Origin of the sequence: Bartonella sp. AA18HLJMS (assembly GCF_042197245.1) — a bacterium.
Taxonomy (GTDB): domain Bacteria; phylum Pseudomonadota; class Alphaproteobacteria; order Rhizobiales; family Rhizobiaceae; genus Bartonella.
Genome location: NZ_JBHIRP010000010.1, coordinates 59,543 through 77,196 on the forward strand (window position 1 = coordinate 59,543; position 17,654 = coordinate 77,196).

The 17,654-nt window shown below is 36.8% G+C and carries 8 protein-coding genes, 1 rRNA gene and 1 pseudogene; 2 read left to right on the plus strand and 8 right to left on the minus strand.

Features of this window, described 5'->3' with window-relative positions:
* Positions 1 to 944: 944 nt before the first annotated feature.
* The gene (locus ACFINW_RS06745; RefSeq protein ID WP_375621546.1) at positions 945 to 1,361 is read right to left on the minus strand and encodes a hypothetical protein; all 417 of its coding nucleotides are present in this window, start codon (positions 1,359 to 1,361) and stop codon (positions 945 to 947) included.
* Between the two features lie 43 nt (positions 1,362 to 1,404).
* Here ACFINW_RS06745 and ACFINW_RS06750 point away from each other — a divergent pair, with 43 nt between their 5' ends.
* Positions 1,405 to 1,809 (plus strand): flagellar protein FlgN, encoded by a 405-nt coding sequence (locus ACFINW_RS06750; RefSeq protein ID WP_273790974.1) that lies wholly within the window; start codon positions 1,405 to 1,407, stop codon positions 1,807 to 1,809.
* A gap of 408 nt (positions 1,810 to 2,217) precedes the next feature.
* Here the strand turns inward: ACFINW_RS06750 and rrf are convergent.
* From rrf to ACFINW_RS06780, 6 genes are all read right to left on the minus strand, one after another.
* Positions 2,218 to 2,332 (minus strand): 5S ribosomal RNA (rrf, locus tag ACFINW_RS06755).
* Between the two features lie 285 nt (positions 2,333 to 2,617).
* Positions 2,618 to 2,962 (minus strand): hypothetical protein, encoded by a 345-nt coding sequence (locus ACFINW_RS06760; RefSeq protein WP_375630160.1) that lies wholly within the window; start codon positions 2,960 to 2,962, stop codon positions 2,618 to 2,620.
* Positions 2,963 to 3,687: 725 nt separating this feature from the next.
* On the minus strand, positions 3,688 to 6,828 hold the full coding sequence (locus ACFINW_RS06765) for an autotransporter outer membrane beta-barrel domain-containing protein (RefSeq protein WP_375673974.1): 3,141 nt from the start codon (positions 6,826 to 6,828) through the stop codon (positions 3,688 to 3,690).
* 135 nt (positions 6,829 to 6,963) lie between these two features.
* Entirely contained in the window at positions 6,964 to 8,754 is a 1,791-nt protein-coding gene (locus ACFINW_RS06770; protein WP_375673975.1) for an autotransporter outer membrane beta-barrel domain-containing protein, read from the minus strand.
* 140 nt (positions 8,755 to 8,894) lie between these two features.
* Entirely contained in the window at positions 8,895 to 11,243 is a 2,349-nt protein-coding gene (locus tag ACFINW_RS06775; protein WP_375640958.1) for an autotransporter outer membrane beta-barrel domain-containing protein, read from the minus strand.
* Between the two features lie 630 nt (positions 11,244 to 11,873).
* Entirely contained in the window at positions 11,874 to 14,396 is a 2,523-nt protein-coding gene (locus ACFINW_RS06780) for an autotransporter outer membrane beta-barrel domain-containing protein (RefSeq protein ID WP_375646856.1), read from the minus strand.
* Between the two features lie 2,354 nt (positions 14,397 to 16,750).
* Here ACFINW_RS06780 and ACFINW_RS06785 point away from each other — a divergent pair.
* Positions 16,751 to 17,354 (plus strand): annotated as a pseudogene (locus tag ACFINW_RS06785) (integrase arm-type DNA-binding domain-containing protein); the annotation flags it as partial.
* Between the two features lie 111 nt (positions 17,355 to 17,465).
* On the opposite strand, the gene ACFINW_RS06790 reads toward ACFINW_RS06785, so the two are convergent.
* Positions 17,466 to 17,654, minus strand: a 189-nt coding sequence (locus ACFINW_RS06790; RefSeq protein WP_375673976.1) for an autotransporter outer membrane beta-barrel domain-containing protein, incomplete at its 5' end; no start/stop codon positions are given.

Sequence of the window (17,654 nt, forward strand, 5' to 3'; positions counted from 1 at the left end):
GAGAAAGATCGTAAACAAAAATTGTACCTTGATTATAAAATGATTGTTTCTCTGTTTTTATACCAGTAGCGCATGTAAAGTCGCGATATTAAGAGCAAACTGTGTTATGGAATGAAATAATCTGTAAGAAGATGCTGTGAAAATTCTGAAAATATCAATGGGGGGAGCGTTAAGCATTATGCATTGGATAATATTTTGATTTATAGATGATAATCTATCGTTATTCAACTTGAATTAGATCCCTTAATACTGGAAAATTTTTCATTCCAAATCTGTTTCGTGGTGAATTAACCAAAACAATGTCTTTTGCAGTTACAAGCAGGGAGCTCCCATGCGCAGAGAAATTGTACAAGAAAGGCCATGCTTTATGAACCGTCTCAAGTGCCAAGGGTATCAGAACATAGGGGGTTAGAAAAATATGTGATGGTGCTGGCTTGCTTCTTTTATTAAGCGTAAAGATGGAAAGTGCTCAATGGATTTTATACATGTCATGGAAGATTTATCATTATACCATTGATGGGCCGCGGTGCGAAATAGGCTTGGGTGTACTTAAGAGATATTTCTTTAAAACAAGCGCGTGAATATGCGATTGAAGACGTATCGAACTGATTGGCTAAGAAACTCTTGAAAAGGTTCAAAAAATCTTATATAGTCATTCATTGCAAAGAAAAGCGAATGATAATTTAAAAAAGGAAGATTGATGGCTGTTTAGCTATTTGAAGGTGTCTTTTTTTATATTGCTGTATGGCTGATCTGTTCAAAAGAACATTCTTTTTGTGTTTTATGCGAAATACTGCATGTGTGCAGAAAGAGCATGGGAGAGGGGGTGTCCTTTTGATTGGGTGCAAACTGATCTTGTCGGGCGCCATCTTATGGGGTGCTGGAAGGTATACAAGTTTAAGTGCAGAGAGAGCCATAAGGTTATGGAGGGTAAAGTGCTTCTATCAGTAAAATGCTGAAATTTTTAATGGGCTTACGTCTTTATATGCTGCAAGATAGGCTGCGGTTTTTTGTCGGCAGATATTTTTTGTGGCTGAAGTTGTCGTGAAAGCATTGTTATTTTCTGTTGAAGATGAGCTCGTGATAAAATCGGCAAAGATAAAATCGGCAAGGCGAAATAGACAGAGCAAATATGGAAATTTCGATATTGCTGTAAGGTTTAAGTCTATAGCGTTTTTATGGATTAGTATAGCCGCAATGATGGTTTTGGAGCAAAGCAAGAAAAATATTTGAGAGAACGCGTTGAAAGTTGAAGTGGTATACGCTTTGAAGGATTGTCGTGCTGTTGTTTGAGCAATGTTTGCACCACGAGCTTGGTTGAGTGTATCAGCATTGAAGAGAACCTGTTTAGTCTCCCTCATTTGTAAAGTAAGATTGAACAATAGTGTTGAAGGGGAAGTAAAAATGTCTGTAGTGCAATATGGTGATGATAGTTTTGCGGCAAAAGCAAAAGTTCTTGATAACAACCTTATTGATCGTGATTGGGCGATGACAAAATTTGTTGCTGCTGTTAAAGGATTAGCTCAAGTTGTTGATTATGAAAGCAATATGCTAGAGAGCAGTGGTGTTCCAGATTACGAAGAAATAAATTTGCGTAAAATACGTGGTTTGCGTGATCTTAATAAATCCATGAGTGATGTGAAGCGCTATATGAATCAAGATATTGAGCATGAGGTTGAAAGTTTGTTGTCTGATTTACAAGAAAAATTACAGCGTAATAGTGAATTACTTCAAACACATTTAAATGCAGTTAATGATCTTTCTAGAGCTATACAGCTATCTGGACGTGCAAAAGAAATAGAGGAATAAATTCAAATCTGATTAATACGGGCTGTTCTAAGTCATGACAATGATTAGGTAGGGCAGTTGATTTGGATAAATAGTGCGTTTAGTGAGTAGACTTGTTTTAAGCGCATTTTGGTATTTAAATTATTATCCTGATGTACTGTAAAACGCTGTTCTTAAAACAATGTCTTTTAAGGTGTCGTGATGTGAACCGCATGCGGTGAGAAGCTGGCTAGAAGAGAATTCAGAGAAGGCGGATTATTTACAGAGAATTGTTTGCAGACTGAGTTAATAGGGAGCTTCATTTTTTAGTTTAGGGAGAGGCGCGATCAAGAGAATATTTAGACCAGCCTGTGATGCCTTAAAAACAGCTTCCTTGGGGGTGTGGTAATGTAAGGTTTATACATTGAGTCTTTTGCTTGCATTTAGCAGATCTGGCGGCGACTTACTCTTCCGTGCCTTAAGGCAAAGTACTATCAGCGCTGGAGTGTTTCACGGCCGAGTTCGGGATGGGATCTGGTGCGTTCACTCCGCCATAACCACCAAGTCAGCAAAAAGCATGAATGATGAAGAGTATGTGATGAATATTGCCTATAAGCTTCATGGAATATTGTCCTTTAAAGTGTGGTGATATGACGCGGTTCGTTGTTTAAATCTATAGGCTTGAGATAAAAATTAAAGCGGTTTATTATTTCCTTCTGCTGTTTTTAGTTTTTGTATGTCAGATTGGAGAGAGCATCCAGATCTGAGTGGATATAGTGCGTATATCTTTGTTGGCGTAATATTTGAAATGGGGAGGCAATCTCATTGGGAAAGAATAAAGAGGTAGAAATCAGCTTCCCTCTGTTCCGCCGTTCTTTAATTTAGCTTTATGTCTTTCAAAAGTATCTAAAGCACTATCTGTTAAATAATGAAGATTCCGCATTGTTTCACGCTTTTTTTTATTGTGTTTTTTACTGCGGGCATGTCCTTCATGCACGACAAAATACTCAAAATAGAATGGATTTGTTATTCCTAATTCACGGCCTTGTTTTAAAGAGATATCTAAGCTCTCAAGTCTATTTCGTGATGGTGTTTGTGGGGCGGCGCAACGACATCTTTGATGCAACGGTGCTTGTGAATGGTATAATAAGAAAGTTCCCGTGGAAATAATATAAAATCTATAGGGCGCGACCATCTTTATGCTTAATAAAAGAGCAAGTTGATATTGTTATATTTTTCAACACTGTCATATTCTTTGTTTGATCCCAATGTTGCTACAGCCCTTGGCACTTGAGATAGTTCATTAGAGGCATTTTTAATCCTTTCTTAATAGTTTTTTATCCCTATGGCTCTTCTCCCTTGTCACTTGTAAGAGATATGGTTTTTGTTGATTCAACATGGAACAGGTCTAAAATGAAAGAATCTGACGATATTCTGGATTCTCATTTAACATGGAAAACAATTAATTGTCTTTATAAATCAATATCTTGTCTTATAATGGAGCTGCTGTAGCATTGAGATTTTAGAGGAAAAACATGCCTTTAAGAATTTATACCAGATACTAAGTCTTTATAGCAGGTATATAAAATGCACATCATCTAAAATAAATAAGAGTGTCCACAGCGAAGAAGGGGCTGACTTTTTTAAATCGGCATGAATGCTTATTCTGTTGTGCTGTAAAAACATCATCGCTTGAGGTGTGGTGATAATATAAGACATAAAATTTTATGCATGGGGTATTTTGATGAGAGAATGTTATGGTGTTTAGTTTTTTATTCAATATGCAAAAGAAATATTATAAGTCAAAATCTTCTTTGATGTGATAATGATTTTTGAGAATTTAAAAAAATATATAAATTTAAATAAAAAAGGCAGCACTTTGTGCTGCCTTTTTTATTTAAGTTAAAATTAACTTCAGCTTTAGAAACGATAACGTATCCCGCCAGACAAATTGGTGCCAGATACACCGGCTTTTTGCAGTTTTTGCCGATAGCTGATATCGGCGTTTAGTACGATATTTTGAGAAAGATATGCGTTCACCCCCATGCCTCCCTCAACTGAAGAGCCGGTAGGATCAACATGAAAGGTATCAGCAATTTTTATTGTTTTACCATCGCCAAAAGTTCTGATAACATTCATTTTACCATAGAAGGAAACAGCCTTGTTTTCTTCAACAGCCATTATCGTTTTTGTTAAACGTCCACCAAAACGGATCAACCATTGATGTGGATTGCCCATGTCTACTTTTAAGCCATTGGTATCTGAGAAAATATCAAACATGAGATTTTGATAAATGAATTGAGCTTGTGGTTCAAAGACAAGCCCTTTTGTATCGGTTGCTAATTTCTGACCAATGGTTGCAGATATATTAAGCATCTCGGTACCATCCAATTTTGCGGCATTCCCAACAAGAGCTGTGGTAATATTTCCTTTTAAGGTTCCGTAAGAAAGAAGAGCGTTGACATATATACCATTGCTATGCTGGATGCCGCTATAAGCGGTAAGTGACCATTTATCAAGCGTTGTCTTTTCAGAATCTTGCATCTCTTTTGGCGTAAAGGCAAGCTTTCCGTACGTTCCTAAAAGACCAAAATATGCGCTTATGTCTTTGCTTTCTAAGGCGGCTAATATGCCCCCTAATTGTAAGGCAGTATAGTTTACATCAGCACCATAACCATAGTGCAGTGGATCGCGGTTGGAAGATAGGGTGACCTTCTCGCCGTAGGAAGAGAAAAAGATACCATTCTTTATATTGTCTTTTGCCCCAAATACTGTTGTTCGCATATTGTCTAACAACGTGTTTTGATTGTTTACATCAGTAAATCCAGCAGAAAATAAAGTATTAGATATGGTTAAATAGTTTGCTACCTGTGGTAAAAGGGCTCGAACTTTTTTGTCTTTATCAATGTAGGCATTCTGTAAGCGGAAATCCCAGAAATCACTATTCTTCTTGCCAAAAAGATTTTGGCTCTCATGAGATGTTCCAGGCTTATAGCCTGTGAGTATATATTTATAAGGTTGTTTCCCTATTGTCATATAGTTTCCTGCTAACGTGAAGGAATTTTCGTTTGCTTGTCCGGAAACTTGAATGATTGAAATCCCATGTGTCCCTAAAGGAAGTGAAGCCATCGTCTCTTCCCAAACAGCAGAGCTATCGGTTTGGAGATTGATGTGAACAACAGTACTTCCTGAGACATCACCATTAATCACAATGCGATCAGTTTGTTGTTCCGTGATAGGAGAATGTTTATCCCATTGAGTGTTTACATAAATCTCTGCAAGACCCGCTGTACTATAAACCGCTGCTGTGTGAGTTGTTTCGTCTTCTTGCGAAAGATTAGGTCCTATAAACAGAGTTTGATAATGTCCCTCAATGGGCTTGTCAAACATAATGGCGCTGTTTGTAAGGTGCAATTCAGAAAGATTAGAGTATGATTTTTCATCAACACCAAACTGTCTATAGTCATTTAAAATATTATCATTATTTGTGGCATTTTTATTCGCCTTTACAAGCCATTTCGTCCTCTCTTTTAGATCAAAAACTGTTCTATTATCTTTAGAAGTTCTTACCCGACCTTCTAAAGAAGAGTGGTCTGCAACTAATGTAATGGTGTTTGTGGAGGCACTTTCGTTCTTGATATTTTTTAATAAAATATCGGCATGAACTTCTGAATTTTTAAGGTTGACTTTCCCGTTTACGCCTGTTCCATAAAGGTTGATACCGCTACCATGTTCAACGAAAAGCTTTGTATTCTCTAGGGTTACTTTATCAGCAATATTGGCTACATCTTGTTCTTGAACGGCATTGGTGTTCCTTTCAGCATTGCGTGTATATCGTTTTCTAGGGGCATTATACGGATTGTTGCGGAAAATAATACCGTCTGCTTCATAATTTCCCGTGACATGGACGCTTGAATCCTTAAGTTTGATTGTGCCCTCCATGTTTACCAAACCAGCTGTTTCTGCTGTTACAGTAATGCCTGTAGCATCAATTTCTCCAGCATCTGATACACTTAGTGCAACAAAACGCGCATCAACTGTTCCCCCTATCATGTTGACTTTTGAATTATTTCCCTCTGCATGTACAGCAAAACCATTGTCTTGAATTTTTTTGTTATGTAGCGTTATGGTCTTACCGTTTTTAGCTTCAACTCCAGCGCTTATATCCTCAATTTGTGTAGACTTTTCAGGTTGTTTTATTGGTGATATTGATTTTTCAATCTCTGATTTTTCAGATATTTTTTGTGCAGATGAAGATTGCACTGGCGCTGGTTTTGCAGAGCTTGGTGGTACCAGTAATGTTGTTTTTTCAGTTTCTACTCTTAAAGATATTGGCTGTGCGAGTTCTGGTTCATTAGATGTTGGTATTTGCTCTGTTGTTGGTTTTGTAGGTTCCGTTCTTGTAGGTTCAGACTTTGTAAGTGCTGGTTGTAAATTCGGTGAAGGTTGTGTAGGTTCTGGCTGTGAAGACACAGCAGAATTCGATAGTGTTTTTTCGCTGGAAGAGTCTGCAGAAGAGGAGGGCGCCCCTGAACGTCTTCTAGATTTTGCTTCCATTCCTGTTGTTGAAGATTGTATAATAGGAGTGTTTTGTGTTGTAGGGTTAGATTGTACACCTTCTGTAACTTTAGTCTTTGGTGTTTGTGTACTTCCTTGACTAAGATCAGAGTTTTGTTTTGAAGAAGAAATTATATTTCCAGCTGAATTTCCTTCAAGTTGTGTTTTGGGAGGTAGAGTGCTTGTAGAAGTAGGCGTTGTAAGTTTACTTCCTGTAGAAATAGGGCTTGCGCTCGTTCTTGTGGAGCTAGGTGCTGTAGGGGGAAGGAGGCCATTAGGGGTTGAAGATGGATATGATGGCATAATTCGCCCGATTCCATCATATGGATCTTTATACGGATCAAAAACTCCGGATAGATTTATTTGTGACTTGACACGAACAGGTTGTAGAGAAGAAGAATCTATCGTTGTTGATGGATTTGTACTATGAATAGCATAAGACAAACCGCTGGAAGAATAAAACAGAACTCCGGAAACTGTGTATAGTAAGAAGCTTTTTTTCATATGGATGTATTCCTAAAATATTTCCCCCTCTCTCATAAAAAGTAAAACTTTGACCTCATTATGTCTCTTTTGTAAGAGACAAAACGAAACATAATGAGATCTCTTCATATTTCAAGATAAGGAATACAAGTATTTTTAAAAGTGATAGCGCATTCCAGCGGAAATATTTATTGCAGAGATGCCAGCTTTTTTGAATTTATGTTGATAGCTGAGATCACTATGAAGCTGAATATTTTGTGATAAGTGTGTGTGAATACCAAAACCACCTTCGATTAAAGATCCCATAGCTGCAAGCTGAAAATTTTTACTAAAAGTTTTGATCATGTTCAGTTTGCCGTAGAAAGAAACAGCATGTCCTTTGTTTTGCGTTAAACGTCCGCCAATACGGAGCAGCCATTGATAAGGATTACTTATGTCTATTTTAGAGTTATCGTCATCTGAGAAAGGGCTCCTATCTGATAAAGAACCAAGCATGAGACGTTGATAAACAAGTTGTGCTTGCGGTTCTAGGATTACACCTTCCAAACTGGTTGACAGTTTTTGACCAACAGTTGCAGCGGCTCCTAATGTTTTACTATTCTTCACTTTTGAGGTATGTTTGATGAGAGCTGTAGCGTGATTTTCTTTGAAAATTCCATAAGAGAGAAATGCACTTGCATAGATGCCACTGTCATGCTGAATATTTCCATATGCGGTGAGTGACCATTTATCAAACATATTTTTTTGAAAGCTCTCCTTGTTTTTAGGAGTAAAAGATAATTTCCCATATGTTCCGAAAAGACCAAAGTTGCTGCTGATATTTTGATCTTTTAGCGCTATTAGTGTTGCTCCTGCTTGCAATGCAGCATAGTGAATATCTGCTTGAACACCATCTTGTTCTGCTTGAACCTTAGAAGAAAAGGTGCTTTTATTGCCATAAGAGGATAAGAAAACGCCTCTCTCTGGATGATCTTTGGGTTCAAACATTGTTATTTGCATATTGTCTAACAAGATATTTTGATTGTTGACATCACTAAACCCAACAGCAAACATCGCAATAGGCATGGTTAAAGAGCTTTCTCCTTGTGGTGTAAGAGTTGTACTTTTTTCTGTTCCATCAAGAGAAGTAGAAGCTGCGGTTGCTTTATCATCATCTGTAAGTTTAGAGGTGCTCTCTGTCGCAGCGCTAGCAGTATTCTCAACCTTTGGGAGCAAATTCATATGCGCTTTTGCTGATGTATTAAGAGTTGTTTTTGATTCCGAGGAAGTGGTGTTTGTTTGGGGATCAATATCAGATTGCGAATTTTCATTTATTTTAGGCTGTCTCATTCCATGATCTGTTCTTGTGAATGAATTGTCCTTGTGTTGGGCAACAACATGAGCGGGTGGTAATTTATCACTAGCGCGTCTTTGTTTTGTACTGGAGTCAATAAGAGGTTGTTTATTCTTTTCAGATGCAGGAGGGGATGTTTTTTCTTTTCTCTCCACGTTGGTTATTCCATTATTGTTCAAAGTCTCTAATACTGCTTTGCGTAAAGTATTGGAAAGTTCCTTGTTTTGTCCTTGTAAAGCACTATCCACTTGTGCTGCTTTATGTAATATTTCTGCTTTATTTTGCAGTTCAGACCAATTACGATTGTCTTGGCTCACCCATTCTTGGCGTGCAGCATTAACACGCTGTTGGTTATCGGCATCAAGTGCTTGGTTGAAGTGCGAATGATCTTCCATCATGGCGCCAGAGGCTATCTTTTCAAGATTTTTTTCTGCTTGTGTTGGTGTGTTTATTAAATCAATAGCACGGTGATATTGTTCAGGTAATTTCATAATCCCTTCAATGGCATGGCGTTCCTGGGGGCTTAGAGCAGAGGCGGTGCTGGTAGATGTGAAGTTAAAAGAAGAAAAAAATAAAGCACAAGCGGCTGTACATAACAAAAGATTCTTATGCATAAAGATGTTCCTTAAGATATTTTCTTTGTTTTGCTAAAAATGAACCACTTTTTGACACATTACGGTTTTTTGTAATGTAGTTAAGCAGCACTGTTTTCATCTCAGCGCTGCTTATGCGTCAAAATAGAGAGCTAAGATTTCTAAAAGCGATAACGCATTCCTCCGGAAAAATTAATTCCAGAGAACCCAGCTTTTTGAAGTTTATGTTGGTAATTAACGTCAGCATGAAGTGCGATATTTTTAGAAAGCTGCGCGTTAATGCCAAGCCCACCTTCAAGGGAAGAACCCATAGAATCGAGATGGAAAGATTCCATAACATGGATAGCACGCTTCTCACCAAAAGCTTTGATGACATTCAATTTACCATAAAAAGAAAGAACACGATCTTTTTCAATAGGAAGTATTGTTTTTGTTAAACGCCCTCCAATACGGACCAACCATTGATGAGGGGTCTTTATATTAACTTGGAAGCCATCAATATCTGAAAGAGTGCCAAAGGCAATATGTTGATAAATAAGTTGTGCTTGTGGTTCAAAGGACACCCCTTCAACACCAGTTGCTAGTTTTTGTCCAACGGTAGCTGATATATTTAATGTATCCGTATTGTTTAATTCTGTGGTGTTGCCGATAAGGGCTGTTGTAATATGTCCGTTTAAAATGCCGTAGGAGAAAAGTGCATTAATATAGAGACCATTGTCATGGTGGAGATTCCCATATGCCGTAAAGGACCATTTATCTAGTATGCTTTTGTCAGAACCTTCCATATCCTTTGGCGTAAAAGCGAGCTTTCCATATGTGCCTAAAAGACCAAGATTCGCGGTTATATTTTGATTTTCTAACGTTGTTAATGTCATGCCTGTTTGTATAGCAGCATAGTGAACATTAGCACCATAACCATATTCCAATGGACTACGGCTGGAAGATAACGTCATCTTGTTGCCATAAGTCGATAAAAATATCCCTTTTTGTTTATGACCTTCTAATCCAAAAACTGTTGAGTGCATATTATCTAACAGTGTATTTTGATTGTTTATATCAGCCAAGCCAGAGGAGAATACTGCATTATGCATAACCAAATAGCTTGCCATTTGAGGAACAAGAGCTTTGATTTTTCCTTCATCATCAAGAGTCGCATTTTGTAGACGGAAATCCCAAAACTCTTCACTTTCTTGCAAGAGACTTTGCTGTTTGTCAGCTCTCCCACGGTTGGATGTTGGTCCATAGCCATTTAATACATATTTATAGGGCAATCCATCCATTGTAGTGTAGCCATTTGCCAGCATGAAGGCGGCTTCCTCTGCTTTTCCAGACACCTGAACAAGTGAGAGACCACGCGCATTCAAAGGAATTGAAACTTCATCATCATCGAATGGTTCTGCACGCTTTGAAAGATTGTTGAAATAGATCGTTGTGGTGCCTGAGACATTACCATGAACGAGAACACGGTCAGTTTTTTGTTGTTCTTTTATAAGACCATTACTCCATTCGGTATTAAAGTAAATCCTTGCGTTGCCCAATGCATTGTAAACCGTTGTTGCATCGAAGCTTCTGTTTTGCTCTGCTTTTGCAGCTTCAGCTGTTGGCTGTTTTCCCACATGCAAGGTTTGATACTGATTGTCTGCTAGTTTATGCGGCGCATTAAATATAATAGAGCTATTATTAAGGTTCAATACTGAGACAATAGACTGTGCACGTTGTTTAATATCAGTGAGCAAGTATCCTTTAGAGCTGTCAAATTCTTTGTCTACTTCAAATTGACTAATCTTTAGGGACCACTTGCTGTTATTGTTGAGAGTAAAAATCGTTGTATTTTGAGGTAAAGTCTTTGCTCGTCCTTCTATAATCGAATTGTCAGCGCTTAATATAAAAGTGCGAGGATCGATATCTTTTGAGTTTTCTGGGATTTTATTTTTTAATAATATATCAGAACGAATTTCTGAACTTTTAAGTTCTACCTCAGCAACAGATTTTGCATAATCTGGTCCTAGAATACCAATACCATTTTCAACAAGAAGTTTTGTGTTGGTAAGAATTGCTTTATTGATAACTTTTTCGCCCTCTTTTACTTGGGAACTTGGGATGTAATCAAAAAGGATACCACGACTTTTGTGATGTCCGGAAACATTTATGATTGAATCTTCAATATGGATGATGCCGTTTGAAATTTCTAAACCACGAGAATTTGATTTTCCTACAGTTTTTTTAGCATGAATACGTCCACCTGTTGTTGCGGTAAATAAATTTGAGTCTGAACGCATTGTTGAATTTGTAATGGTGATAAAGGCTTTGTCATCAGCAACCACTGTTGTATATGCGCTGCGGATAAAAACGTTATTAAAGGTTTTTTCTTCTCCTGCTTTATCCGCACGAGCCATAACCATTGTAGGAGCTGATGTATTTGCATAAGTTGAACCGAAATGAGAAAAAATCAAAGTTCCAGCAATTGTACATAACAAAAAATTTTTCTTATAAATATATTTCTTACACATAGATATGCCTTTAGTATTTGGTATGCTTTGATGCTTACTTCATTCCCCTGATGGCGCAAGTACCCAGACAGTTTCTATATCATTATGTTTTTATTGTAAACAACAAAACGAAATATTGCGTCTTGTTCTTTATCGTTTAAAAAATGATTTTAGAAGAGTTTTTAAAATAGAAATTGCAGTGAGCAACTATGAATTGCAGAAAAGCTAGATTGATCAGTATTCCGTTTAAAAGTGTTAAGAAACAAAATATTTTGCAAGGATGTTTGTTGCTTAAGGCTGTTGTTATGAAAACTCTACAAAGTTTTTGGAGAAGCTGTTGTTGTGCGCTTACAAAAAGCTTTTAATTGATTTTCTTACACAGAGAATTATTTATTACGTGTTTTAAAATACAAAAATTTTATTAAAAGCATTTGATTTTTATAAATCAAAAAGGCAGCTCTCTTGAGAATTCAGTATTCATTTAGAGATAACAGATTTTGTTACATTTGGTTTGAGTGAGATTAATTGGCTCAAGAAAGGTGGTAGAAAGAATAGTTGTTAACGGTTCTTTCCGATAGATTGTAAAAAGGCAGTACATTTGCACTGCCTTTTATTAAAATGAATAGAATATAAATTGTTTTTTGCGTTTTCTTAAAACTGATAGCGTATTCCGCCTGAAAAGCTTGCTCCGGATATACCAGTTTTTTGAAGCTTATATTGATAGTTAACATCAGCATAAAGTGCGATATTTTGTGATAATTGTGCATTTACACCAAGTCCACCTTCAACAGACGCTCCTATAGAATCAAGGTGGAATGGTTCACCAATCTGTATCGTACCATTGTTAGAAAAAGCTTTAACAACGTTTAGTTTACCATAGAAAGAAAGAATACCGCCGTTTTCAATAGAAGGCTTCGTTTGCGTTAAGCGTCCACCAACACGCACTAAGTATTGATAAGGATTTCCCATATCCACATCAAAGCCATCGACATCTGAGAGTGTGCCAAGCATGAGGCGTTGATAAACAAGTTGTGCTTGTGGTTCAAAGACCAATCCTTTCCTACTGGTTTCGAACTTTTGTCCAATGGTTGCTGATGCACTGAATGTATCAGCATTTTTCAACTCTGCAGTCTTTCCTATGAGAGCTGTGGTGATATCTCCCTTGAGCATTCCATAGGAGAAGAGTGCATGGATGTATATCCCATTATTATGGCGCAGCCCACTATATGCAGTAATTGACCATTTATTGAGTGTACTCTTGTCAGCACCTTCCATGTCTTTAGGGGTGAAAGCTAATTTCCCATATGTTCCTAAAAGACCGAAATTGGCGGTCATGTTTTGGTCTTCTAGAGTTGCTAATCTAATGCCTGCCTGTAAAGCTGCATAGTGAATATCGGCACCATAGCCATATTGTAATGGCGTACGGTGAGAGGATAATGTCATCTTATTTCCATAAGTCGAGAAGAAGACTCCTTTGTTTTTATGATCTTTTGTCTCAAAGGTGTTTTCCTGCATCGAGTTGAGTAAAGTGTTTTGATTGTTTATATCAGCCAGTCCAGCTGAGAATAGTGCGTTAGGCATGGACAAATAGCTTGCCACTTGAGGAACGAGAGCTCTGATCTTTCCTTCATTATCGAGAGTCGCATTTTGCAAGCGAAAATCCCAGAAATTCTGATTTTTTTCCAAGATGTTTTGTGCGTTGTTTGCTTGTCCAAGGGATGATGAACCGGTATTTTGCGCTTCTTTCTCTTTTGGTGAAACACCTTCAATCATTGTTCCTGATGCTGATATCGTGTAGATTGTGTAGTCTTTGAGGGTATTTTCTTTTGATTCTTGTGATATTCCGCTAAAATGACTTTGTGTGCTATCGGCTGTCCCATGGCTGGATGTTGGACCATAGGCTTTGAGTATATATTTATAGGGCAATCCCCCCATTGTGGTGTAGCCGTGTGCAAGTTTGAAGGAACCTTCATTTGCATTTCCAGAAACTTGAATGAGTGAAAGACCACGCATATTTGAGGAAACAGAATCTTCAGCTTTTAATATCTCACCTTTCGCAAGGTTCTTGATATGGACTGTTGTGCTGCCTGATACATCACCATGTATAAGGAGGCGGTCAGCTTTTTGCTGTTCTTTTACTAGACCATCACTCCATTCAATATTAAAATAAATTTTTGCATCGCCTGTGGCATTGTAAACTGTATTATAAGTGCTTTCTATATCGGGGATTGTACTTCCCTCAGGTCTACGAACCTCAGCTGTTCGCCCTACATACAAGGTATGATAATGATCTTTTTCCCGCCCTTGTGGTGTCTTAAATATGATAGAACTATTATTAAGATTCAGTACTGAAACGGTAGAAAGGGCTCGTTGTTTAATATCACTGAGCTCATAGTTAAACACATTAAAGTCAGTATCGACTTCCTCTTGAGAGGTCTTTAAGTACCATTTGCTCTTGTTATTCAGAGTCAAAACCGTTGTATTGACTTTTAAAGTTCTTGCTCGTCCCTCTATTGTTGAATTATCAGCGGTTAATGCTAAAGTTACAGGAAGAGTATCGTTGTCATAATATTTACGTTTCGTTTTATTTCTCAATAATACGTCAGATCGAATTTCTGAGTCTTTAAGTTGAACTTCAGCAACGGCTCTTGAGCAGTAGGGACCAAGAATACCGGTACCGTTTTTCACAAGAAGTTTTGTATTGCTAAGAACAACCTTATTGACAACTTTTTCTCCACTTTTCAGTGAAGAATCTTTTGTTTCATAAAAAACGATACCACCGGCACCTCCTCGTTGGACGGTTATGGTTGAATCTTCAACGTTGATTATACCATTCTTTGTTTCTAAACCTTTGTATACTGTATTTGCTTTAATTTCTTTAGCATGAATGCGTCCACCTTCTGATACAGAAAGTGCAGACATTTCCGTGTGTATTGTTGATTTTACAATTGTGATAGCTGCTTTATCATGCGCTAATATTCCAGGTCCTTTATCGCGGACAAGAACATTATTTAAAGTCTTTTCTTCTCCCTTATTTAATTCAATCTTTCCCAAAATTCCAGGAGTTTCAGGAGCTGATGTATTTGCATAAGTTGAACCGAAATGAGAAAAAATCAAAGTTCCAGCAATTGTACATAACAAAAAATTTTTCTTATAAATATATTTCTTACACATAGATATGCCTTTAGTATTTGGTATGCTTTGATGCTTACTTCATTCCCCTGATGGCGCAAGTACCCAGACAGTTTCTATATCATTATGTTTTTATTGTAAATAACAAAACGAATTATATTGATGGTGTTCTCTATGATTTGAAGTTTTGCTTCAGAAAAACTTTTTTCATGATCATAAAAAGTCGAGAAAAGTGGATTTCATAAAACCTAGCTTGGTTAAGCTTATGCTAAAAGCACTATGAAGTATGATATTTAAAAATTGTCTATTAAAGATAATCGCTATAAAAGCTCTATAGCGTTGAGATGTATTATTTGATGCATTCACCAAAACGATCAGCAAATTTTTTCTGCTATAAGAAGAAGAGATGAGGGGGCTATTCACAGGCTTTCTTTAAAGATAAGGGTACCAAAGTCCATTTTTCTAAGGAAGCACAGCCCATTTCGCGACGGTGTTCATGAATGCTATAACGCTAAAGCCATAGAATCCCATCATATTTACGCTTACGAAGGAGCAAGCCGATACCTTTACGCTTAATAAAAGAGCAAGCCCGTCACACATTTTGCTAGCTCCCAATATTTGTGATAAGCCCTTGGCACTTGAGACAGTTCATGAGAGGAATTCTCAGGCTTTTCTTATATAACTTTTCTCCACACGCCAGCCCTGCTTGTAATGTGTAAGTGAATGATTTTGATTAGTTCAACATGGAACAGATTTTAAATGAGAGAAATTTACGATATTCAAGATTTTAATTCAATAGGAATAACGATAAATTATCATTATAAATCAATATTTTGAATATTTCATTTAAAACATCTTTTATTGATATAAAAAGAACTTTATTGAGTGATTTCATTTTATAAATGAAAAAATTAGCTTTCTTGAGCATTTTGTATATGAAAGATAAAGCGCTTGTTGTTAGATTTTCTTTTCATGCATTAATTTTCTCAAAACTGTTTGTTTAGAAGAACCAGCAATGGAAGTGTAAATAAATCTTTATAGATAGCGACAACACATCGTAAAGAAAGAAATTATTTTATTGCTATAATAGATTGTAAATAAAAAAAATACAGTCCGTTTTTTTGTTAATAGTAAACGGATTAATATGCTTATTTTTTTATAATTTTTATATTAAAATTGGTAGCGTATTCTATCAGAAAAACTTGTCTCGGCTACACGTCTTTTAAAAATTTTTGATAGTTTACATCAATATAGAGAGTTAAATTGTGAGATAATTGTGTATTGTGCTAAACGCACCTTTAACGGCAGAATCTATCGGATTAAGGTGAAAATGAATACCAATCTGTTTAGTATCATTAATATCAAAGTTTTTTAAGGAAGTTCACTTTCTCATACAAGGATGGGGTACGATCTTCTACGGTCCTAACAATAGTTTTTGTTAGATACCTACCTATCCGGACTAACTGGGGAGACTGTCTGATTTAATTTTAAGATTATCAATATGTTAAAAGGCGTTAAAAATCAATTCCTTAGTACACAAATTATGTTTGTGCTTCAAAAGGTTAGTTCTCTGATTATTTTTTGCAAATTTTTGACAAATGATTGTTGAGGCAATTAACATTTTTACAGCATAACTTTAATAGTATTTTTATAGAAGTTTTAGAGATATTTGCTGTCCAGATATCATAAGGGAAGAGTGTAGCCATATGAAAACACTGTTATGCTCTTATATTATAAGCTATGATTGATTATTTATCCGGTATGTTTTTTTTCATTTTCTATATCCTTTGGAATGAATGAGAGTGGCTGTAGGTTTCCTATCTGTTTTAAATGTGCAGTGGTTAACTTTTCATTTTTCTAATATCATCTTTGCTTGGACAGCTCCATGGTGCATATTAGCACCATATCTACCTTCAAAGAGGAGCATAATTGAACGGTAAAGTTGTTGTACTTCCATAAGTGAAAAAGCAAGAAATCTTCTATTTTTTAAGATTTATTCTTAATGCTATTATCTTTATATTATCTAAAAATACACTTTGCTTAGCTTTATGGGCAAATTCGATGATGAATAGCTGCGCAATCCGTGTGAAGAGGAGGAAAAGTGTATTTAAGTAGAAAAGAAAACACTTCAGGAAAAAATCGATTTCATGTACGAAAAGGCAGCATACTTTGTGACATATTCTAGATAAAAATACCTTATCTTTTATCTTGATAAAATGGTATAATATGCTGATTTATAATGATAATTTAGCGTTGATTTCATTGAGTTAGAGTTCTGAATAACGTAAGATTCTCTCATTTGAAACCTGTTTGTCTTAAATCAAGAAAAACCATTCTCTTGCACACCACAAGCGGGGCTGGCGTGTGGGTAAAAAATGTATAAGAAAGGACTAAAAATGGCTCTTATGAATCGTCTCAAGAGCCAAGGGCTTTAGCAACACCCACGAGCTGGAAAATATAATGATGGTGCCGGATTGCTCTTTCACAAACGTAAAGATGGGGGTACTCAATGCTTTATCGTTATACCATTCATATACCATTCATGGGCGCTGTCGCTAAATGGACTTGGGTGCCTTGAGAGATGTCTCTTTAAAACAAGCTCGTGAATTGGCACCCCTCCCAATAGCACTCTGTTCTTCGTGATGGTCATGATCCCATTAAAGAACGTGAGAAACGAAAACGTGAGGCAATGCGTAATCTCCATTATTTAAAAGACATTGCCTTAGATGCTTTTGAAAGTTGTAAAGCTGAATTAAAAAATGATGGTAAAGATGGAAACTGTTTTCACCTTTAAAACTCCATATTCTCCCTAAATTAGGCTGTTTGCCTATTTCAGAGATTACACAAACAGAAATAGGCAATACCCTCGCTCCCATCTGTCATACAAAAGCTGGAGCTGCTAATACAGCACTGATGCGTCTCAAACTTTGTTTTAAACAGCTGCGGCGTTGGGCGTGGATGTTGATTTTACAGGCAGTAGAAAAAGCAAGGGCTCTCTTAAGGAGGGATAGTGTAGTGTTATTAGAACTTATAAAGCGAAAAGGCAGCATATTGTTGCTGCCTTTTTTGTTGATGCATAGAAAAGAAATACGCTGTTTTGACAGTTTTGTTTTAAAACTGATAGCGTATGCCACCTGAAAAGCTTGCACCACTTATACCCGTTTTCTGAAGCTTTTGTTGATAACTTACATCACCATGAAGGGAGAAATTGTGAGACAGTTGCGCATTGATGCCAACGCCGCCTTCAATTGCAGGTCCCATAGGATCAAGGTCAAAGTTTCTACCAATATGAATGGTACC

Coding starts and splice junctions, on each gene's coding strand:
- ACFINW_RS06745 (WP_375621546.1), bottom strand. CDS start 1,361: ATGAGGGAGACTAAACAGGTTCTCTTCAATGCTGATACACTCAACCAA.
- ACFINW_RS06775 (WP_375640958.1), bottom strand. CDS start 11,243: ATGTGTAAGAAATATATTTATAAGAAAAATTTTTTGTTATGTACAATT.
- ACFINW_RS06760 (WP_375630160.1), bottom strand. CDS start 2,962: ATGGTCGCGCCCTATAGATTTTATATTATTTCCACGGGAACTTTCTTA.
- ACFINW_RS06770 (WP_375673975.1), bottom strand. CDS start 8,754: ATGCATAAGAATCTTTTGTTATGTACAGCCGCTTGTGCTTTATTTTTT.
- ACFINW_RS06780 (WP_375646856.1), bottom strand. CDS start 14,396: ATGTGTAAGAAATATATTTATAAGAAAAATTTTTTGTTATGTACAATT.
- ACFINW_RS06750 (WP_273790974.1), top strand. CDS start 1,405: ATGTCTGTAGTGCAATATGGTGATGATAGTTTTGCGGCAAAAGCAAAA.
- ACFINW_RS06765 (WP_375673974.1), bottom strand. CDS start 6,828: ATGAAAAAAAGCTTCTTACTATACACAGTTTCCGGAGTTCTGTTTTAT.